We start from the raw sequence: 21,775 nt of genomic DNA on the forward strand, positions 1-21,775 counted from the left end.
TTTTTAATTATTTCCTTGTTAAAACTTCGTCAATCATTCCGTAAGCTTGTGCCTCGTCTGCCTTCATCCAATAATCACGATCACTGTCATGATGAACTTTATCAAAAGGCTGACCTGAATGACTTGCAATAATGTTATACAATTCATCTTTCAGCTTCAGAATTTCTCTTGCAGTGATTTCTATATCACTAGCTTGCCCTTGCGCACCCCCAAGAGGTTGGTGAATCATAACTCTTGAATGTGGTAATCCAGATCTTTTACCTGCAGCTCCTGCACACAATAAAACAGCTCCCATAGAAGCAGCCATACCGGTACAAATAGTAGCTACATCTGGCTGAATGAATTGCATAGTATCATAAATCCCTAAACCAGCATATACTCCACCGCCTGGAGAATTGATATAAATCTGAATATCTTTAGAAGCATCTAAACTTGTTAAAAACAACAACTGTGCCTGTACAATGTTTGCAATTTGATCGTCAATTCCTGTTCCTAAAAAGATAATTCTATCCATCATTAAACGAGAAAAAACATCCATTTGGGTAACATTCATTTGACGCTCTTCCATAATATATGGCGTCATCCCTACAGGATTCATTTTGCTAACAATTTTATCGTAATACATATTATTTATGCCATGATGCTGCGTGGCATATTTTCTAAACTCTTTCTTGAAATCCATTCGTAAATTTTTTATTTAAAAAAGGCGTTAACCTTCACATTTGAGATTAACGCCTAAATATAGGTAATATTTCTTAAAAGTGCTTACGCATAAGCTTCTTTAACGAAGTCTTCGTAAGTAACTTCTTTAGCTTCTAAATTTGCATTCTCTTTGTAGAATTTAACAAGCTTCTGACTCATTAATTGCTCTGAAAGTCTTTTTACCTCATCTTGGTTAGACATAATTCTCATAGCTATGTTTTCTACTTCTTCGTCAGCTGGCTCTAATTGACCAAACTGCGCCATTTGAGTTTTAATAAATCCTTTTGCAAAGTCTTTCAACTCTTCGAACTGAACTTGAAGATCATTTGTAGTAATGATTTTTCCTTCAATCAATTGATAACGAAGTCCTTTTTCTGACTTGTTATACTCTTCTTCTGCTTGTTCAGCTGATAATGGGTTTTCTCCTGTTTGCTGAATCCATTTTTTAAGAAATTCTGCAGGAAGATCAAAAGATGTATTTTCTATTAAAGACTCAGTAACATCATTCAATAATTTCTGATCTGCTTGTTGCTCAAATTGCTTTTCAGCATCTTCTTTAATTTTAGCTCTCATTTCTTCTTCTGAAGAAACTTTACCTTCACCAAAGATTTTATCAAACAATTCTTGGTTCAATTCAGCTAAATCTCTCTTATTTACTTCATCGACAGTAACTGCAACTTCTACATCTAAATCATGAGCATCATCATGAGAAACTTTTAATACTTCCATTAAATCATGAAGATCTGCAAACAATTCTTTTGAACCTATAGCAATAGTCTCTCCGGTTTTTGCACCTAAGAATTTTTCAGCCGCAATTTCAGATAACTTGTCGAAAGTGAAAGTAGCTTGATTGTTGATTTCTTTTTCTTCATTTACAAAAGTAGCAGTAATCTCGCTATCTTTTATAACTTCAGTATGACCTACAAGTTTACCAAATTGCTTTTGGATTCTTTCAACTTGCTCGTCTAGCATTTTGTCATCTGCAACGATGTTATAATGTGTTACAGGTTCTTTTGTAAATTCAACTTCGAAAGCTGGTGCTAAACCTAATTCAAACTCAAATGTAAAGTCATCTGCATCCCAATTTAAATCATCCTGAGGTTTTGGAAGTGGATTTCCTAAAACATCTAGTTTTTCCTCAGTTAAATAATTATTAAGAGCATCTTGTAATAACTTATTTACCTCGTCTGCCAATACAGCTTTACCATATTGCTTTTTAACAAGACCCATTGGAACATGCCCTTTTCTAAAACCAGGAATATTTGCACTTTTACGGTAATCACTTAAGGTTTTCTCAACCTTTTCACTATAATCGTCTTTAGAGATTGCAACTGTTACAATTGCATTTAAATCATCTACTTGCTCTTTTGTAATATTCATTTTCTATACTATAAAAATTGGGTTGCAAAAGTAATATAATTTAACAACCCAACCAAGTTTTTAAGCATCTGTAATTCAAAAAGTTATTTTATTAAGATTTCTCATCATCTAAACCAGAAGTAAAGAGCGATTGCAAGAACGATAAAAGCAAGCTAAAAATAAGTGCCCACCAAAATCCGTCTACTGCAAAACCATCTATCAAACCATCTGCAAATAGTATGATAAAAGCATTGATCACCAAGAGAAATAACCCCAAAGTTATAATGGTTACCGGCAAGGTCAAGATTACTAAAATTGGTTTTACAACGATATTTAGCAAACCTAAAATTACAGCAACTATAATAGCTGCAATGTAGTTACTCACATGAACCCCCGGAAGTAAATAGGATAATATCATCACTGCCAATGCTGACAGTAGTATTTTTACAATTAATTTCATTTTTTTATTTTAAAAATACAAAAAGGAGTCTTGTCTATAAGACGAAGACTCCTTTTTAGGAATTATTTAATACAAATATCAAAACACTATTCTAAGTATAAAGCTGTATAATCTAATGGATTTATACTTGGAAGATTTGATCCATATGTAGTATTAATTTCTTCAATAAAAACATTTGAAAGGTAAGCATAACCTCTTGCTGAAGGATGAATCCCATCTAAAGAGAAAGCTCCTCCTGTAGCGTATGTATTGGTCATTACCGATCCATTTACAGAAATACCTCCATTTGCTAACTGTTGTAGAACTTCTTCTGCATCTACAAAAGCTAATCCATACTGAGCTGCCAAACCTTCAATTGTTGCATTGAATGAAGCTTGAGCTGTGGCTACTGCTGTTTGTTCTTGAGGTGTTAAAACCCATTGATCGGCTAAAGGAACTGAAACTCCATTGACCATCGTAGCATCATTATTCACTGTGGTTCCGATGATTGTTTGAGCTGTAAATACAACTAAATCCTCAGATGTTGTTTGTCTGTAATTTGGAATTCCATAGGAAGACAAATCGGTTAAATCTTCGTCTACTATTAATAATGCGTTACTACTTCCTTCTGAAAAAGTAATTGTTCTTTGAGCAACTTCTTCCTCAGAAATCAAACCATAACTAAACATCAATTGCAAACCTTGATTATATGATGTAAACCCATAATTTAATTGCGCTGCAGTTGTTGCGTCTAGCGGAACTGGATTATAAGGCACTGTAGTGAAATATGGAATAGTTGTAATATCAGGGACATTTGCTACCACTCCTTTTGCTCCACCAGAAGTTAATGTTTGCAAAAGACCATTATAAACGCTTGCAAAAACAGCAGGATCTGTAATATCATTACTCCCATATGTGCTAGGATCATAATTACCTGTTTGATCTACACCAACCCCACCAGAAATAGCATAGCTTAAAATATCATTATTACCAATCCAAAGCGAAAAGAAAGTAGGACTTTGAGCCATTGCATCACCAATTACTGAAGCGGAAGCCGAAGAAGCAAATCTTGCAAAATAAGGATTTGCCATTCCCGTAGGAACTCCAGCTACATTCCCGTAACCTTCTACTCCCAGATGAAACACTTTGGAACCAGGAACTCCCATATTATTGAAAGCCCCAGAAAGCGTACTGGTTATCTCTGTACTTGGTGAACCAGAAATATTTACTGGCAATGGAGACCCTGTTGCAAAAGACAATATCAATCTATTATCTAAAATTTGAACACCACTAAACGTGGCTCCTCCAAGATTATCACTCATTAATGGTTGAGAAAAATCTCCTCCTCCAGCAAGTTGAAACCGCTGCGCTACAAGGTTTGGATAAGAATCCTCCTGTCCTTGAATGGAAAGAGCAGCATCTGCATACCCAGCCGTAAGTGAATTACCAAGCGCCACATATGTTGAAAAATCTGCGCTCCCACTAGTATATTCTACCTCTGGCTCTACAGTTGTAGTAACCACATCATCATCCGAACAACTAACCGCTAACCCAAGGCTTAGCAAAAAAGCAAAGGTAAATTTGTATTTCATGATTAAATGTTATTTGAATTTTATTCAAAAATAACATAAAATATGAATTTTTCAATTTTTGTTTCGTTTTTTTAAATTAAAAACAAATAAACCTTATTTATTTTTTCATAAAATGAATTGATTCCTGAAAAAAGTCGGTTGGATTTTCTGCATGCAACCAATGTCCGGAATTTGCAATTGTAACAATTTCACTATTTGGAAAATGAGTTTTGATAAGGGTTTCATCTTCCGGCATTACGTATTCAGATTTATCACCTCGTAGAAAAAGAGTAGGTCCATCATACGATGTAAAGCTTGGCAAGCCTTCCCCTATTTCTTCCTGACGATCTTTCAAAACGGAAAGATTAAAGCGAAAATCGAGTCTTTCTTTCGTTTTCCAAAATAAATTCTTCAATAGAAATTGACGCGTACCCCAATCAAAAATATATTTCGAAAGTGCTTCATCTGCTTCTTTTCTATTTTTTATCTCGTCGAAATCCAATGCTAAAAGTCCATTTACAATAGTGCCATGGTGTGGTGGATAGTATTTTGGAGCAATATCTGCTACTATCAATTTTTCAACATTCTCTGGATACGTAACGGCAAATTGCATCACCGTTTTACCCCCCATAGAATGCCCTAGAAGTGTCACCTTATCTAATTCTTTTTGCTGAATGTATCTAGACAAATCTTCCGTTAGCACATCATAATTAAACTCTTCAGCATGAAAACTCCTACCATGATTTCGCTGATCTATCAAATGAACTTCAAAACCTTCTTCGGCATACTTCCCTCCTAGTGTTTTCCAGTTATCAGACATACCTAAAAAACCATGTAAAATCAATAATGGCTTTCCGAAACCAATAACTTTTGAATATAGTTCTGACATTATTTCAATTTGTTTAAATACATATTCACCACATTTTCTATACCCAAATACAGTGACTCTGCGATTAATGCATGACCTATAGAAACCTCTAGCAAACCAGGTATATTTTCTTTAAAAAACTTGATGTTTTCTAAGCTTAGATCGTGCCCTGCATTAATTCCTAAGTTTAGCTCCACGGCTCTTTCAGCTGCTTTCACATAAGGATCTATTCCTTTCAAATTTCCTTCTTCATAAGATTTGGCAAATCCTTCAGTATACAATTCTATTCTATCTGTTCCTGTAGCTACTGCACCATCTATCATTTCTAGCACCGGATCTACAAAAATTGAAGTTCTGATACCGTTTGATTGAAATTCAGAAATTACTTCCTTTAAAAAATCCTTATGCTTTAAAGTATCCCAGCCTGCATTTGAGGTAATCGCATCTTCAGCATCTGGAACAAGGGTAACTTGAGTTGGTTTTACCTCTAACACCAAATCCATAAAACTTTGAATAGGATTTCCTTCAATATTATATTCGGTGTACACCACATTTTTTAAATCACGAGCATCTTGATAGCGAATATGTCTCTCATCTGGTCTTGGATGTATAGTAACCCCATGTGCACCAAACTTTTGCACATCTTCTGCAACTTTTAAAACATTAGGCACATTCCCCCCTCTAGAGTTTCTGAGAGTAGCTATTTTATTGATGTTCACACTAAGCTTCGTCATAATATTTAATTAAACTTTCATAATTATAGCAAAAATACAAAGTAGAGAGTGCACTATTGTAGTTTAAAATTATTAATTTTCAACCGAATTTGAACCCCAATGGATTTAAAAGCCCTTATAAACATTGATTTCCAACCGCTTACTCTAAGTGAAAGGATAGCAAATGCCTGTTCTATATTTGAACAGTCAACGTTATCGCATATTCCGGTTATAGAGAATAACGTTTTGGTAGGAAACCTTTCGGAAGACGATTGTAAGACTATTGAAAAAGTAGATGTTCTTGCCGAATATCAATATTTACTTGATCCTTTTTTTGTAAGAGAAAATACAGGGTGGCTTAATGTTCTAGAAGCTTTTGCTAAGAACGAAAGCAATATGATGCCCATTATAAACAAAGACAACTCTTATATTGGCTATTATGAACTAACGGATATTCTTAACATTTTCAATGACACGCCATTCTTAAATGAACCTGGAAGTATTTTAGTTATTGAAAAAAACAGCAAAGATCAAAGTTTTAGTGAAATAGTTCAAATTGTAGAAAGTCACAATGGAAAAATGCTGGGAGCTTTCATTTCGGAAATCAAAGGAGACAGAACTGAAACCACTCTTAAAATTGCAAATGCCGGCATTAATGAAATTCTTCAGACATTTAGAAGATACAATTATGAAATTATAAATGGTATAGATCAAGATTCATACGTAAAAGAACTCAAAGAACGATCGGCCTATTTAAATAAATACCTAAACATTTAAAAAATGAAGATAGGTATCTATGGCCAATATTACCATGACAACTCTGCAAGTCACATTAAAAACTTGCTAGAAACATTAGAATCTAGAAACGTAGATTTTACAATCAAAGATGATTACTTAAAACTACTATCCCAAGAGATTTCTATTGAAAAAAATTACAAAACATTCAGTTCTTTTGAAGAACTAGATACATCCTTTGAATTATTCATTACCATAGGTGGAGATGGAACGATACTAAGAGCCATTACCTATATTAGGGATTTAGGAATTCCCATTTTAGGAATCAATACAGGAAGATTAGGATTTCTTGCTACTGTTCAAAAATATGAGATAAACGATACTATTGATCAAATTTTGAATAAAGAGTTCAAGGTTGAAGAACGAACTCTTATAGAACTTACAACAAACGCTAACAGTGATTTTAAAATAGATGAACTAAATTTTGCCTTAAATGAGATAACAATAAGTAGAAAAAACACCACTTCAATGATTACCGTTTCTACCTTTTTAAATGATGAATATTTAACGTCATACTGGGCAGATGGTTTAATCATATCAACCCCAACCGGATCCACCGGATATTCGTTGAGTTGTGGAGGCCCGGTGATCATGCCTAACGCTAGTAATTTGGTTTTAACCCCCATTGCCCCCCACAATTTGAACGCACGCCCCCTAGTCATACCAGACAACACTGAAATAAAACTTAAAATATCTGGTAGAGAAGAATCATTCTTGGCCTCATTGGATTCAAGAATTACCACAATTAACAGCGATACTATAATAACTATTAAAAAATGCAGTTTTAAAATAAACCTCGTAGAACTTTATAGCGAGAGTTTTTTAAAAACAATACGAAAAAAACTTTTATGGGGGGAAGATAAAAGAAACTAACTATTATTTAAATCTTTTGTAAGAACCTGGCACCCAAGTTTTAATTTCAACATACTTTATTTTATATTTGCAAACTTTTGAAAATTATGAGAGGATTTTTTTTTAGCTTACTTTGTTTTGGTGCTATACTAGGCTCTAGAGCTCAAGAGCATGAGCTCGGAGTTTTTCTAGGAATGAGCAACTATGTTGGAGACATAGGTGAAATGACCTACATTAAACCAGATAATTTTGCTTACGGGATTGTATATAAATGGAACAAACATCCTAGATTTGCACTGCGTGGATCTTTGATGTTCGCAAACCTTAAAGGTGATGATGATAATTCGGATCTTGGATCAAGGTTAGGAAGAGGTCTTTCTTTTGAAAACAATATAATGGAAGTTAATGCTGCATTTGAATTTAACTTTATTCCATTTGAGCCATACCTAGATCAAACACAAACAACACCATATGTTGCCACCGGTTTGTCTTATTTTTTCATGGATCAACTAAGATACCCTTCATCTACAAATTCTGTAGCTGAAGAGTATAGACCAAGAAAAGGTGACGTTTCAATCCCATTAATGCTTGGTGTGAAAAGTAATTTTTTACACGATGTAATCTTAGGATTTGAAATTGGAGCACGCTATGCCTTTTCAGACAACCTTGATGGAAGTTTCCCTTCCTACAGCAATGCTGGAATTGGAAATACAAATAGTAATGACTGGTATTTTTTCACAGGAATTACTGCAACAATATTAATAGGAAAGAGCAAAAAATGCTATTGCTATAACTAAAAAACAAATGAACCTAGAAGACCAAATAGACAAGAATAACCTGCCTAGACATATTGCTATAATTATGGATGGCAATGGACGCTGGGCTAAAGAACAGGGAAGAATACGTGTATTTGGGCATGAGAAAGGAACCGTTTCTGTAAAAGAAACAGTAACTACCTGTGCAGAACTAGGAATCACCAACCTTACGCTATTTGCATTTTCTACAGAAAATTGGAATAGACCTAAGCTAGAAGTAAAAGCTTTGATGAAAATTTTGGTCTCTTCTCTTAAAAAAGAGACCGAAACTTTCATCAGAAATAATATAAAGCTCAACGTTATAGGAAGAATGGATGATCTTCCAACGAAAGCGAAAAATGAATTACAAGAGGTAATTGACAAAACCAAACACAATGAGAGACTAACTTTAACGTTAGCTTTAAGTTATGGCGCAAGAGAAGAAATAAGATCTGCTGTAAAAGAGATTGCTTTTAAAGTTAAAAATAATATAATTTCTGAAGAAATGATTGATGATTCAGTTATTAATAATCATCTTTACACGCACGATTTACCAGATGTTGACCTGCTCATACGTACAAGTGGAGAATGTCGTATCAGCAATTTTTTACTCTGGCAAATAGCGTATGCCGAATTATATTTCACACACATTCTTTGGCCTGATTTTAGAAAAAATCATTTGTTTGAAGCAATTTTAAATTACCAAAAAAGAGAACGAAGATTTGGAAAAACAAGCGAACAACTTTGCAACCCAAGACATGATGCCGTTTAGATTTACAAGAATTTTACTTCTAATTTGTGCTATTTTTTCAACCTACTCAATTACCGCTCAAGAAATAAAGAAGGGTAATACATATACCATTGCTGGTATTGAAGTAGTTGGACTTAAAAGTTTTAATGAACAGACTGTAGTTACTACCACAGGATTACGAATTGGACAAGAAATCACCATTCCAGGCGAAGAACTTGCAGATGTAGAAAAGAAGCTTTGGGGCTATGATCTATTTAATAAAATAGACATTTATGCTGCTGAAGATGAAGAAAACCCTTCACAAATTTATCTTCAAATAAGACTTACAGAACGCCCTGCTGTATCTCAATTTAAAATTGTAGGTATTAAAGAGCGTAAACAAGATGAAATCTTAAAGGATATTGAATTAAAAGCAGGTAAAAAAGTAACTCAAAGTTACATTGCAAACACTAAAAATTACCTACTTAACAAATACAAAAAACAAGGTTTTGCTAATGTAAAAGTCAACATTAGCACAAAACCAGACACTGCTCAAGTTAACTCCGTAAAAATGTTGATTAACGTTGACAAAGGAGAAAAAGTAAAAGTAAGTGACATTAATTTTATTGGCAACGAACAGCTTTCTAGTAAGAAACTGAGAAGTGCCATGAAAAACACAAAGCAAAAATCATTTTTCCGATTCTGGAAAAAATCAAAATATATACCGGAAGACTACGACACCGACCTCGTTTCTGTTGTAGATAAATACAAAGAGAATGGATATCGTGATGCCAGAATCCTTTCAGATACGGTAATTTACAACGATGATAACACCCTTACTTTAAACCTTAACGTTGAAGAAGGAGACAAGTATTATTTTGGAGATATCAACTTTGTTGGTAATACTGTGTATTCAGATGAAACCTTACACAAAGTTTTGGGCATTAACAAAGGAGACACCTATAATGGTGTTCTTTTAAAAGAAAGAATTGCAGATGTAACAGACCCAGATGCAGATGATATCACCAATCTTTATCAAAATAGTGGTTACCTCTTCTCTACTGTAAATCCGGTAGAAATCTCTGCTAAAAACGATACTATTGATTTTGAAATACGCATCATAGAAGGTAAACCTGCATATTTTGATAGAATTATGGTTTCAGGAAACGACCGTACCAACGATCATGTAATTTACAGAGAATTAAGAACGCGACCTGGTGACTTATATCAAAAAACAAATGTGGTAAGAACCGTTAGAGAACTTAGTCAGTTAGGATTTTTTGATCCAGAGCAAATTAGTCCAGAGATCAAAAATGCAAATCCAAATGCAGGTACAGTTGATGTAGAATATAAAGTAGTAGAAAAAGGTTCTAGCCAAGTTCAGCTTCAAGGTGGATATGGTGGTGGAGGTTTCATTGGAACCTTAGGATTGTCCTTTGCTAACTTCTCATTAAGAAATATTTTAAATAAAGAAGCTTACAAACCATTACCCATGGGTGACGGTCAAAGCTTATCTTTACGCTTGCAGGCTAGTAAATACTATCAAACCTACAGTTTCTCTTTTTCAGAGCCTTGGTTTGGAGGTAAAGAACCAAGACAATTCTCGGTTTCCTTTAATCACACTCAACAATACCGCTACAACTACTATACTCAAGATGTAGATAAAAGTCAGAGATTTTTAATTTCTGGAGTTTCCGTAGGGTTATCTAAACGTTTGAAAGTTCCAGATGATTACTTCTACTTTTCACAAGCTTTGAGTTTTCAACATTACAACTTGAAAAACTATAACAGTTATTTATTTACGTTTGGAGATGGGTATTCCAACTCTTTAGCTTACACAATAGGATTGTCAAGAAAATCTTCTGGACCAAACCCTATTTTCCCAATGACAGGATCTGACTTTAGTGTATCCGCTAAACTTAGTTTACCATATTCTTTATTTGATGGAAGAGATTACTCTGCCCTAGCAGAAGAAAGAGATGAATTGGCAGATAGCACAGATGATAATGATGTAGATAGAGTTTCTGAAATTGACCAAATGCGTTTTGACTGGTTAGAATTCTATAAAGTGAAATTCTCTGGTTATTGGTACACAAACCTTATTGACAAATTAGTTTTAAAATCTGGTGGTGAATTTGGTTTCTTAGGAAGTTATAATAGTGACCGTGGTGTTATTCCATTTGAAAGATTCTTCGTTGGTGGAGACGGTATGGCAAACTATACTTTAGATGGTCGTGAAAACGTTCAGTTAAGAGGTTATCAAAACCAAAGTTTATCTACATCTTCTACAGATGAAGGTTCTGTTATTTACAACAAATTCTCGTTAGAACTTAGATATCCTATTACATTAAAACAGCAAGCATCTATCTATGGTCTTACATTCCTAGAAGGCGGTGCAGCTTTTAATAACTTTAGAGACTTCAACCCTTTCCAATTAAAAAGATCTGCCGGTGTTGGTCTTAGAATCTTTATGCCTGCATTTGGATTATTAGGAATTGACTTTGGATATGGATTTGATTCAGTTGATGGAACTAATCAACCAAGCGGATGGCAAACACATTTTGTTATTGGTCAACAGTTCTAAAATTAATTTGGCATGATTTTTTCTAAATTAGGATAACAAGATAAATTTTAATAGCTTTCGCCCGCAAAAACTCAGCGATAATGAGAACTAAAGTTTTTTCTATTTGCCTCTTTCTAGCAATGATAACCTTTGGGTATTCACAAAAAAGTGGACTACGTGTTGGTTATATTGATATGGACTATATTCTTCAAAATGTAGAAGAATATCAACAAGCTAAAAAGCAACTAAACGATAAAGTTGTAAAATGGCAAAAGGAAATGGACAAGATTAAAAACGACATTGATAAAATGCGTGCCGATCTTGAAGCCGAAAAAGTACTACTTACCGAGGAGCTTATAGAAGAGCGTGAAGAAGAGATTGATCTTGCTGAAGCAGAGCTTTTTGATTATCAACAACAACGATTTGGACCAGAAGGTGATTTAATTACTCAAAAGAAAAATCTTATTCAGCCAATCCAAGATCAAGTTTTTACTTCTATTCAAGAAATTGGAAAAGCTAGAAAATTTGATTTGGTGTTTGATAAATCATCTGATCTAATGATTTTATATGCTGACAACAAACTAGATCTTAGTGATATTGTTTTAGCATCCATCAACAGAGCAGAAAAGGTACAACAGCGCGAACAAATGCTTGATAATTTTGAAAAGGAAAATGATCCGGTTCAAAAAGCACGAGAAGAAAAACGTAAGAAGTTAGAGGAAGCTCGCGAAGAAAGAAAAGCGGCCTACGAGGCAAGAAGACAAAAATTATTAGAACAAAGAGAAGCTCGCATCAAAGCTCAAGAAGAAAAACAATCTGAAGACGACAAATCTGATGATTCAAAAAAAGAGAGTGACGAATAGATATTTGATATTGATTGAAAATTAGAATTAAAATTTTAAAACTAGAAAAATGAAGAACATCAAGAAATTAGCTATTGCATTGACCCTGTTTATTGGTTTAACCAGTTACACAAATGCACAATCCAAAGTAGCTCATATAAACATTCAGCAATTAATGCAAGAAATGCCAGAGATGCAGAATGTACAGAGTGAGTTACAAAAATTACAACAAACTTACGAAGCAGATTTACAAGCTTCAGTAAAAGAAATTCAAGCAAAATCTCAAGCAGTTCAACAAGAGATTAACGGGTTGACAGATGCTGAAATTGAAGCAAGACAAGAAGAATTTCAAAAAAAGGCAAAAGAAATTCAAGACATGGAAGCTAGCATCAACGAAACTAGACAAACCTTAGCCCAAGATCTTCAACAAAAAAGACAACAAAAACTAGCTCCACTTTTAGAGAAAGCACAAACAGCTATTGACAAAGTTGCAGAGAATTTAGGTTTTGACTATGTATTGGATTCAAGTGCAGGAATTGTAATCTATGCTAAAGGAAAAGATCTTTTATCAGATGTAAAAAAAGAATTAGGAATCTAATCAATTCCTAAGACAAATAATATACAAATTGAAACTGCCTCATAACCGAGGCAGTTTTTTATTTTTGTAACATGAGTACACAACCCATTGGTTTTTTTGATTCAGGTATTGGAGGAACTTCTATTTGGAAAGAAGTTCACAAAACACTACCGCAAGAATCTAGCATTTTTTTGGCTGACAGCAAAAATGCCCCTTATGGAGAAAAGACAAAAGAAGCTATTTTAGCGCTTTCTATTAAAAATACTGAATACTTACTCCAACAAAACTGCAAACTCATTGTCGTAGCTTGTAACACCGCTACAACAAACGCTATTGATTACTTAAGATCCCATTACAGTATTCCTTTCATAGGCATTGAACCCGCTATTAAACCAGCTGCTTTAAAAACACAAACTAAAACCGTTGGAATTTTAGCTACTAAAGGTACGCTCTCAAGTAGTTTGTTTTCTAAAACCTCATCATTATACACTTCAGGAATTAGAGTTATTGAGCAAGTTGGTGAAGGCTTAGTTGATCTTATTGAAAGTGGAAAACTCTATTCTGAAGAAATGGATCAACTTCTTTTGAAATATACTCAACCAATGCTAGCTGCTAATATTGACTACTTAGTTTTAGGCTGTACACACTACCCTTACTTGATTCCACAGTTGAAAAAACTACTTCCACCCTCAGTACAAATTATAGATTCAGGTGAAGCGGTTGCCAAACAAACCAGAAATATTCTATTACAACAAGAGTTAATCAATACTAAAAATGAAAAAGCAACTCATCAATTCTTTACAAATAAAGACGAAAAGTTGCTTCAAAATTTTGTTCCGGATGCTTTTTCAGCAAATGTAAAACGAATGGATTTCTAATCTTCGGAAGACTCTTCTTCCTTAAACCATCCTGAATATTTCACATAGTTATTCGCAATTCGGTTAATTTCACCATTCACCAATTCTTCGCTAATATCTTTTATTTTTTTAGCAGGAACACCGGCATAAATACTTCCGGCTTCTACATGTGTGTTTTTGGTAACTACCGCACCAGCAGCAATGATAGAATTACTTTCTACAACGCAATCATCCATTACTATACTTCCCATTCCAATCAATACATTGTCATGAATTGTACAGCCATGCACCAAAGCATTATGACCTATAGAAACATTGTTGCCAATGGTAGTTGGTGATTTTTGATACGTAGCATGAATCACAGCGCCATCTTGTACGTTTACCTTATCGCCCATTTTTATAAAATGAACATCGCCACGCAACACAGCGTTGAACCAAATACTACATTGTTTTCCCATACTAACTTCGCCAACAATGGTGGCGTTGGGTGCTATAAAACAATCTTCTCCTATTTCAGGATGTTTTCCGTTTACAGGTTGAATTATCATATCTCAAATTTTTATTGAAAATACGACAAAAGATCGGATTTTTTAGACGCTGAAACCATTATTTCTTTCCCATTTGAAAGCACTACACTACCGCCTTTTCCTTTCTTATATTTGATTACCTTAGAGACATTTACCAAATAGGATTTATGCACTCTTACAAAAGAAAAATCGGTTAGGAGATCATCAAAATATTTTAATGTTTTACTCACTAAAAGTTTCTTGTTTTCAAAAAACAACTCGGTATAATTATCATCTGCTTTACAGAAATAAATGCTATCAACGGCTATAACTTCGAAACCGTCTTGTTGTGGAATTGTGATTTTTCCATCCGTTTTTGCCACTCTAGGTTGCAAAACCTCATCATGCAACTGTTGTTCCTTTTCGTGGATTTCGGAAATGTATTGCACAGCCTTAATTAATTCATCTATATCAATCGGTTTCATTAAATAGTACGCTGCATGCTGATTCAAAGCATCTATAGCATAATGATTGTATGCTGTTACAAATATGACTTCAAAATTTCTATCTGGAATTTGATCTAACAAATCAAAAGCATTTCCATAAGGCATTTCAACATCTAAGAAAATAAAATCTGGTTGATGTTTATTTATCAACTCCAATCCTTCTTTTATGTTAGCTGCTTCTGCGACAATGGTCACATCTGGACAATATTTTTGGGTATAATTGCGTAAAATATCTCTACTAACAGATTCGTCCTCTATAATGATTGCGTTTAATTTCATAGCTAGTCTTTTTTAAGAATGACAACAACTCTAGTCCCGGTTTGGGGATTTTCTAGATCCATAACCTCTACCGTCACCGTGTCTTTGTACATAGAATTTAAAATGGAAATACGCTTCTTTATATTCCCCATTGCTTTGGATTTCTGTTTCTTCTGATGCGCTGTTTTCAAAGCAGCAGATTGTTTTCTACCAATACCATTGTCTTCGATACTAATCTGAATACGCTCTGCATCTAATTTTTCAACTTTTATTTGAAGCAATCCTTTCTCCTCTTTATATCTTAATCCGTGCCAAATAGCATTTTCTACATATGGCTGTAACAACATTGGCGGAATTTTAAATTCGTCTGTCGGCACATCTTCAGAAACTTCAAATACATAATCAAACTTATCGGTAAAACGAGAATGCTCTAGCTTAATATACAATTGCAATAATTCAATTTCCTTTGAAAAAGGAATCACATCTTCTTCTGAATTTTCTAAAACCGAACGCATCAGTATAGAAAATTGACTTAAAAACCGATTCGCATTTCGCTCATCATTCGTAGCTATATAATGATTCACTGAATTCAACGCATTAAAAATAAAATGAGGGTTCATCTGCGTTCTCAACGATTTTAGTGCCAATAAATTATTAGCCAATCGCTGCTGTTTATTACTTCTAAAAAATAAATAACTCAATCCGGCCAACATCAAAATACCAAAAATCAATCCATAGATAGTCCATTGTTGGCGTTGGTTACTTTGCGTAATTAATTGTTGGTTTTTGAACGCCAAATCCATTTTACTTTGTTGCAATTCATGCTCTTTTTCTAAACTAGTAATACGCTCTTGTTTTGAAGCGATATCTCTTCGGAAACGTGCTGCTTGCGCTATCTGCTGCTCCTTTCGAATATAAAGCGTATCCACCAACGCAACATAATTTTGATAACTATCCAAAGCTTTTTTATAATCTCCAACCGATCTATACACCTCAGAAAGTCGTCTTGTTGCATCCTTTTGAACCACTATATCTTCTTTGGAATCTGCCTCTTTGATACTTTTTTCCAGAAATGGAATGGCCTCATTCAATTTGTTTTGTGAAATATATGCTGTAGCTATTTTGTAGTTAATTTTTTGAGGAGATATAGAGTCAAAAGCAATTTCTGAAGTACTCATATCATCTGCATCCTTCAGATTGGATTTACGCATTTCTATCTCTTTATCATACAATCGGTTTGAATTGTAGAAATCCGCAGCGTTTTCTTTTGCTTTCAAAAGGAGCTTTTTATCATCATTTTTCTCTGCTAATTGTATCGAATTATTGAGAAAACCATTCGCCATAGAAAATTGGCCCAACCTAGCCGAAGCAGTAGCCATTTTTGCATTTAAATTTGAAATAGTTGCATCTTGAGTAGAATTTGTATAGGACAACGCCTGCTTATAAAAGGCTAAACTCTCTTTGTTTTGTTGAAGAGCCAAAGCAACATCTCCCTGAAGTTCTTTTATTTTTGCTAATTGTTGATTTGGTATATTTTCACTCTTCAAAATATTTTTTAGTGTACGCTCAGCCTGTTTGTATTCTTCATTGGCAATGTATGCTTTTACCAACTTCAACTGTACTGCAATATCTTTTTCTTGATCCAATGCATTCTCATAATTGGAAGCCGCTAAATCAAACTGTTTCCAAAACATATAAACATCGCCCAACATGGTAAACGACTTTGCCCGTTTTTCTGGAATATCATAATTACTAAGAACTTCAAGTGACTTTTCAATAGCTGCCAAACTTTTGTCAATGGACTTTTTCTTGTAGAATTGGGCCGAATCTAAAAATTGCTCATGCAGTTTTGCTATTTCCTTCGGATCATCAGGTTTATAAAAATCAGTAACAAGAACGTCAACCGATTCTTCACTATTCACAGTATAATAAACAGGCATGATTTCTCTACCTGTAATTACCAGTTCATCACCTATTTTTGCCTGCAAACGAAACCTTCCTTGTTCATTTGTAAAAACATGCATAGCGGAAGATCCTATAATATAAACCTCTATACCCTCAATAGGTTTTTTACTATTTTCTTCTTTTACCGAACCTCTCAATTCAAATGATTTTGAATTGAAATTATTGGTTTTTATTTGTGCAATACTGAGAGTACTACAAAGAAGAAACAGAAAAAGACAAAGTTTATTCATGAGTATTTTAAAAAAGAACTTAAACATACACGCTTTTTTAGACATTCTCAAATTCACTTTCTGTAAAACTGAATCTTGGTATGCGCTTTTTATCCACTTTACTCAACGAAACGTACAGATTACTCAAAAATAAATGCGGTTACCACATTACAATTTGCCACAAAAAAAGGTTTCAGTACTACTGAAACCTTTCATATTATCATTTATAAATATTCTTACGCTATAGCTCTAGGCTGCCATACGGTACATAGCATACCTTCACTTGCTTTTTTAGGATGTGCACAATTTTCTGTTTGAAATTTTGAACACTTTAAACAATCTGATTCTCTGTGTAAAACCGCACGAAACTCATAGGCTTCACACACTTGGTTTTCACTTGTTACAATTTCCTGAACCGAACAAACACTTCCGGTTAAGTGATTTTCACAATTTCCACAACATTCTGCTAACTTAACTTCCATAACTAACCTTTTTAAATTTCAATCTAAATTAGAAAAAAGAAGTCTTAGAATTATTTTAAATAACTAATATTCATCTATTTAAATAAAGATTATTTCTAAATAAGGAAATTTCGGTAACACTAAACTCCTAAGATTTTTGCATCTACAAAAAAGTTCGCATACACTTCTATTTCATGATCTTGATTGATCATCTCATCTGTAATTGTCTTCACACGAAGTTGAAAGCTATCCTTTTTTATATATTCTTTCAAGTCTGAATCTGTTGTCTCCAATTCAAGTAACGTTCCAACATCGTCTGGAATATTTTCCTTCCACGCTATTTTAATTTCAGACAAATCATCTGCATTTATATAAATCTCAATTGTTTGAAGAAAGCTTAGATCACCGGTTTCTGGACTTATAAGGGTTAAATTGAACTCTTCTAGCTTCACCTCTTCCACTAAATCCTTTCGCGTATCATTTACAGAAAAAGTAGATTCTGAATTTGATTCAATCTCCGGAGTATAAATATCAATCGGAAGATTTATAACTGAAGATGATGGAATGGTGACAGTAGATGTATAATCTACATTAAACTGAGTTAATTCATCAATTTTATCACATCCAAAAATGATGGTCAAAAAAAATAAATAGGTAACGTACTTTTTCATGTATTGAGTTTTATTGTAATTCTTCAAATATACGAAATAGCTACACTCTTGGTTTTTGGATAATTTTTAACCCTTTTTAAGATTCCGTAAAGACATGAAATTCAGTTGTATTCATAATTTTATAATTATGGTCAACTCAACAATAAATACAGGAAATAAAATAATCCCAGCGATTATTTATAAGGAAGCAAAAATTGCATTGGCTCATTACCCTGAATTAGAAGATATTTCTGTTGAATTTAGATTTAAAGACAACATCAAAAAATCTTTCATGCAGGCGCAACCCAGATTTTCTACTGTATTCAAGTCTAGAAAAAAACGAGAATACATCATTTTTATGAATAGAAAACTACATATTGAAAATGAAGAAATTACAGTTACCGATGTTCCGCAAGAAGTTTTAATTGGTTGGCTTGGACATGAACTAGGACATGTAATGGACTATTTAAACCGAAATACCTGGAATTTAATTTGGTTTGGACTGAAATACATTACACTGGGTAGTCATATTAAAAAAGCGGAAAAAGCTGCAGATACATTTGCGTTGCAACACGGAATGGTAGACTACATACTAGCGACGAAGAATTTTATATTAAACCATGCTACTTTATCTGAAAAATACAAAGCTCGCATCAAACGCTTGTATTTATCACCCGAAGAAATTATGGTCATTGTAAACGAACATAAAAAAACAGCAACCTAAACGGTTGCTGTTTCCTTTTCTACAAATGCTTCCCAATCTTTAAATTTTTCTTCTTTCATAACGCGTTCCATTTTTACTTGTCCGCCTTTTTTCTTGTTAGACTCACTCCAATTATGAAATACTTCTGGTTTTACTAATGTTACTTTAACTCCTTTAAGGGATTTACTTCTAGCAACACCATAGTTTTTGTTGGCACTTTGCAAATACTCATCCAAGGCATTCGCCAATTCTTCTTCATTCAAACCTTCTTTTGAAGTTCCTATATACCAGTGATGGTGAAATTCTCCATCTATTTTAGTTGCTGAAACCGTAAACTCCGGAATTTCCATATCGTATTTCTGTTCTAGTTCTTGCATTCCGTCATTCATTTTATTGACAGATAATTGAGACCCTACCACATTCAGGAAAAACTTTGTTCTCCCTGTAATTCTGATTTCTGCACGTTCCACATCGGTAAACTTAATGGTATCGCCAATTAAATAACGCCAAACTCCAGAAACGGTACTGATTAATAAAATATAGTCTTTTTCGGCTTCGACTTCGGAAAGTGGAATCACAGGAGCATCATCGGAAACTGAACCATCTTCTTGAATATATTCAGGTTGGAAAGGAACAAACTCAAAATAAATTCCGTTATCGGTAATCAATTTCATAGCATTGGTTTCAGGGCGTTGCTGACAAGCAATAAATCCTTCCGAAGCCAAATAGGTATCGATCACCGTAATCGGATGCGCCAATAAGGCATTGAAACTTTTCTCATACGGCTCAAAAGCTACACCTCCGCTAGTGTATACTTGTAAATTTGGCCAAACGTCATGGATATTGTCCACATTATGATATTCAATCACTTTTTTCATCATCAATTCCATCCAACTCGGAATTCCACTTAAAGCACCGATATCCCAGTTTTTTGCATTTTCTGCTATTTTTTGAACGCGCTCATCCCAATCATCAATTTTAGCAATATCTTCTCCTGGCTTGTAATATCCTTTGAACCAATCTGGAATATTACTAGCACTGATTCCGCTAATTTCTCCTTCTAAATGACCATTATTTTCCTGAAGATCGGTAGAACTCCCTAGCATCATGATTTCTTTCTCAAAAAAATCTGAAGGTAAATCATAATTCGCCAAGGCACTTACCTGAGTAATCCCTGCGTTTCGGATAGATTCTACCATTTCATCTGTTACCGGAATACGCTTACTTTCTTTCCCGGTAGTTCCTGAACTTAATGCATAGTACGATGGTTTTCCCGGCCAAGTAATATCGGTAGCTCCTTCATGGTAACGACACCACCATTCTGCATTAATTCGATTGTAGTCAAAATAGGGAACTTTTTCAGCAAATGCTTTTTCAATGTTCTCACTATCCAAAATAGCTTCAAAACAGTAGTATTTACCAAAAGCGGTATCTTTTGCGGTTTCTAGCAAATGTTTTAAAACTTCGTGTTGTGCTTTGATAGCATCGGGCTCTGATGTAATTTTTCCTTTGAGATCTATAACTCCTTTAATTACGCTTCCAAAAAATGCCATGTGGTTTGTTTTTTAGGTTTTTGTTTAAAAATACCACAGAATCAAGCATTTCAGATTTAAAAAAATCTTAATTAAGCCTCAACAAGTTGTGAAAATATTATTGTCCCAATTCAGATGCACGGAATTCTACAAGATTGCCTTCTTCAAAATTTGTACTAATTTCAATAGGATTGCAACAGACTTCACAATCTTCTACATAGGTTTGTGAAGACGATGGATCTAAAAGCATGGAAATTTCTTCCCAACAATAAGGACATTGAAAAAAGTGCTCAAACATAGTTTTTGTTTTGGATATAATTTAAAGAAAAAGTAAAACTATTTGACATAAAAACTTTACTTTATCCCTTACTTCAAATTTTTCATCAATCAATAGTAAATTATGAATCGAATTTTATTTCTTATTCTCATCAACTTTACGACAGTTTACAGTCAGAATTATATAATTGCTGATGCTCAAACAAAAAAATCTATTCCTTTCGTTTCAATAGTTTTTAATTCCGATAATGGATTATATACCAACGAAAATGGAGCCTTTGAATTACCTAGTGAAAACGCAGACAGCTTATCCATTTCCGCTATGGGATATACTCCATTAAAAGTCAGCACAAGCAATCTTACTGATACTATTTTCTTAAAACAAGAAATAGTAGCTCTAGAAGACGTAGAAATATCCTCTAAAAAACCTAGTACAAGTTTAATAGAATTTCCTGTTCTAGACCGTTTGAACTTTTCCAGTTTTCCTTTGGATAAAACAGGAGCTAAACTAACTGCTGTTCTACAACCCAAAAAAACTTTGGAAAAAACAACAGTGCTTCACAGCATCACTATTTATTTTAAAAAAGTAAGAGAACGCAGAAAATATAAAAAAGAATTAAAAGATATTAAAACCATCGTTAGAGTAAATCTCTACCAACTAAAAGATAGCCTACCCAATGAAAAATTTTATCAAAGTGAACCATTTTACTTAAACAGTTTTAAAACAGATGAATTGAAACTAAACCTTACCAATGAGCATTTTAAATTACCTAAAGCAGGTTTTGCTATAGAATTAGAAATGCTAGGCAATTATAATCTTCAAGAAAAAATATTTATTAATGAAAAAAATGAAATGAAAGGTTTAGTAAGGCCAGGTCTTGCTGGCAATGACAACCATGATTTTCAAAGCACAACCTATTTATCCATATTGAAAAATGGAAACATTACTTATCACAGCTTAAATTCAATATTAAACAGGACTCCCAACTTTAGCTCAATTGACAAAACATTAAGCTGTTCCATAGAATTGGTAAGCTACTAGAAATA

Annotated in this window: 23 protein-coding genes; 10 read left to right on the forward strand and 13 right to left on the reverse strand. The window is 33.8% G+C overall.

Translation table 11 applies throughout. From position 1 onward, the window contains the following. Positions 1-7 precede the first annotated feature (7 nt). From clpP to BM383_RS09280, 6 genes are all read right to left on the reverse strand, one after another. The gene (gene clpP, locus BM383_RS09255; protein WP_093024845.1) at positions 8-682 is read right to left on the reverse strand and encodes an ATP-dependent Clp endopeptidase proteolytic subunit ClpP; all 675 of its coding nucleotides are present in this window, start codon (positions 680-682) and stop codon (positions 8-10) included. Positions 683-765: 83 nt separating this feature from the next. Continuing rightward, positions 766-2,082, reverse strand: coding sequence for a trigger factor (gene tig / locus BM383_RS09260; RefSeq protein WP_093024846.1), 1,317 nt, complete (start codon positions 2,080-2,082; stop codon positions 766-768). A gap of 91 nt (positions 2,083-2,173) precedes the next feature. Next, positions 2,174-2,521, reverse strand: coding sequence for a phage holin family protein (locus tag BM383_RS09265; protein ID WP_093024847.1), 348 nt, complete (start codon positions 2,519-2,521; stop codon positions 2,174-2,176). An 86-nt stretch (positions 2,522-2,607) separates the two neighbouring features. After that, positions 2,608-4,092 (reverse strand): SGNH/GDSL hydrolase family protein, encoded by a 1,485-nt coding sequence (locus tag BM383_RS09270; protein ID WP_093024848.1) that lies wholly within the window; start codon positions 4,090-4,092, stop codon positions 2,608-2,610. A 97-nt stretch (positions 4,093-4,189) separates the two neighbouring features. Then, a complete protein-coding gene (locus BM383_RS09275) occupies positions 4,190-4,960 on the reverse strand; it encodes an alpha/beta fold hydrolase (protein WP_093024849.1) in 771 nt (256 codons plus the stop codon). Beyond that, positions 4,960-5,673, reverse strand: coding sequence for a pyridoxine 5'-phosphate synthase (locus BM383_RS09280; RefSeq protein WP_093024850.1), 714 nt, complete (start codon positions 5,671-5,673; stop codon positions 4,960-4,962). The genes BM383_RS09275 and BM383_RS09280 overlap by 1 nt, the downstream gene beginning before the upstream one ends. Before the next feature lie 99 nt (positions 5,674-5,772). Between BM383_RS09280 and BM383_RS09285 the strand changes: the two genes are divergently transcribed. From BM383_RS09285 to murI, 8 genes are all read left to right on the forward strand, one after another. Further along, on the forward strand, positions 5,773-6,429 hold the full coding sequence (locus BM383_RS09285) for a CBS domain-containing protein (RefSeq protein ID WP_093024851.1): 657 nt from the start codon (positions 5,773-5,775) through the stop codon (positions 6,427-6,429). A 3-nt stretch (positions 6,430-6,432) separates the two neighbouring features. Continuing rightward, positions 6,433-7,320, forward strand: coding sequence for an NAD kinase (locus tag BM383_RS09290; RefSeq protein ID WP_093024852.1), 888 nt, complete (start codon positions 6,433-6,435; stop codon positions 7,318-7,320). A gap of 86 nt (positions 7,321-7,406) precedes the next feature. After that, the gene (porG, locus tag BM383_RS09295) at positions 7,407-8,096 is read left to right on the forward strand and encodes a type IX secretion system protein PorG (protein ID WP_093024853.1); all 690 of its coding nucleotides are present in this window, start codon (positions 7,407-7,409) and stop codon (positions 8,094-8,096) included. A 7-nt stretch (positions 8,097-8,103) separates the two neighbouring features. Then, entirely contained in the window at positions 8,104-8,865 is a 762-nt protein-coding gene (locus tag BM383_RS09300; protein ID WP_093024854.1) for an isoprenyl transferase, read from the forward strand. Beyond that, the gene (gene bamA, locus BM383_RS09305) at positions 8,852-11,407 is read left to right on the forward strand and encodes an outer membrane protein assembly factor BamA (protein WP_093024855.1); all 2,556 of its coding nucleotides are present in this window, start codon (positions 8,852-8,854) and stop codon (positions 11,405-11,407) included. Before BM383_RS09300 ends, bamA begins: the two co-directional genes overlap by 14 nt. An 80-nt stretch (positions 11,408-11,487) precedes the next feature. Next, the gene (locus BM383_RS09310) at positions 11,488-12,249 is read left to right on the forward strand and encodes an OmpH/Skp family outer membrane protein (RefSeq protein ID WP_093024856.1); all 762 of its coding nucleotides are present in this window, start codon (positions 11,488-11,490) and stop codon (positions 12,247-12,249) included. Positions 12,250-12,298: 49 nt separating this feature from the next. Further along, positions 12,299-12,826 (forward strand): OmpH/Skp family outer membrane protein, encoded by a 528-nt coding sequence (locus BM383_RS09315; protein ID WP_093024857.1) that lies wholly within the window; start codon positions 12,299-12,301, stop codon positions 12,824-12,826. 71 nt (positions 12,827-12,897) lie between these two features. Beyond that, positions 12,898-13,683, forward strand: a complete 786-nt coding sequence (gene murI, locus BM383_RS09320; RefSeq protein ID WP_093024858.1) for a glutamate racemase — start codon at positions 12,898-12,900, stop codon at positions 13,681-13,683. Here the strand turns inward: murI and BM383_RS09325 are convergent. The 5 genes from BM383_RS09325 to BM383_RS09345 all read right to left on the reverse strand — a co-directional run bounded on the left by BM383_RS09325 (position 13,680) and on the right by BM383_RS09345 (position 18,238). Further along, positions 13,680-14,210: a gamma carbonic anhydrase family protein gene (locus BM383_RS09325; RefSeq protein ID WP_093024859.1), complete on the reverse strand. Its 531-nt coding sequence runs from the start codon at positions 14,208-14,210 to the stop codon at positions 13,680-13,682. The two genes, murI and BM383_RS09325, sit on opposite strands and share 4 nt — an antisense overlap. Positions 14,211-14,221: 11 nt before the next feature. Next, positions 14,222-14,953 carry a LytR/AlgR family response regulator transcription factor gene (locus BM383_RS09330; protein WP_093024860.1) on the reverse strand — a complete coding sequence of 244 codons (732 nt, stop codon included), beginning with the start codon at positions 14,951-14,953 and terminating at the stop codon, positions 14,222-14,224. A gap of 2 nt (positions 14,954-14,955) precedes the next feature. Then, positions 14,956-17,127, reverse strand: a complete 2,172-nt coding sequence (locus tag BM383_RS09335; RefSeq protein ID WP_245766560.1) for a histidine kinase — start codon at positions 17,125-17,127, stop codon at positions 14,956-14,958. Positions 17,128-17,342: 215 nt separating this feature from the next. Next, positions 17,343-17,588, reverse strand: coding sequence for a hypothetical protein (locus BM383_RS09340; RefSeq protein WP_093024862.1), 246 nt, complete (start codon positions 17,586-17,588; stop codon positions 17,343-17,345). Positions 17,589-17,707: 119 nt separating this feature from the next. Continuing rightward, positions 17,708-18,238, reverse strand: coding sequence for a hypothetical protein (locus tag BM383_RS09345; RefSeq protein WP_093024863.1), 531 nt, complete (start codon positions 18,236-18,238; stop codon positions 17,708-17,710). Between the two features lie 127 nt (positions 18,239-18,365). On the opposite strand from BM383_RS09345, the gene BM383_RS09350 reads away from it, so the two are divergent. Next, complete coding sequence (locus BM383_RS09350) at positions 18,366-18,941, forward strand: hypothetical protein (protein WP_093024864.1); 576 nt, start codon at positions 18,366-18,368, stop codon at positions 18,939-18,941. On the opposite strand, the gene BM383_RS09355 is transcribed toward BM383_RS09350, so the two are convergent. Together BM383_RS09355 and BM383_RS09360 are read right to left on the reverse strand one after the other, a co-directional pair. Further along, entirely contained in the window at positions 18,938-20,473 is a 1,536-nt protein-coding gene (locus BM383_RS09355; protein WP_093024865.1) for a GH3 family acyl-acid amido synthetase, read from the reverse strand. The genes BM383_RS09350 and BM383_RS09355 overlap by 4 nt on opposite strands. A gap of 97 nt (positions 20,474-20,570) precedes the next feature. Then, positions 20,571-20,750, reverse strand: coding sequence for a CPXCG motif-containing cysteine-rich protein (locus BM383_RS09360; RefSeq protein WP_093024866.1), 180 nt, complete (start codon positions 20,748-20,750; stop codon positions 20,571-20,573). Positions 20,751-20,852: 102 nt separating this feature from the next. Between BM383_RS09360 and BM383_RS09365 the strand changes: the two genes are divergently transcribed. Further along, entirely contained in the window at positions 20,853-21,770 is a 918-nt protein-coding gene (locus BM383_RS09365) for a carboxypeptidase-like regulatory domain-containing protein (RefSeq protein ID WP_093024867.1), read from the forward strand. The last annotated feature ends 5 nt before the right edge of the window (positions 21,771-21,775 follow it).

This window comes from Pustulibacterium marinum (assembly GCF_900116665.1).
Taxonomy (GTDB): domain Bacteria; phylum Bacteroidota; class Bacteroidia; order Flavobacteriales; family Flavobacteriaceae; genus Pustulibacterium; species Pustulibacterium marinum.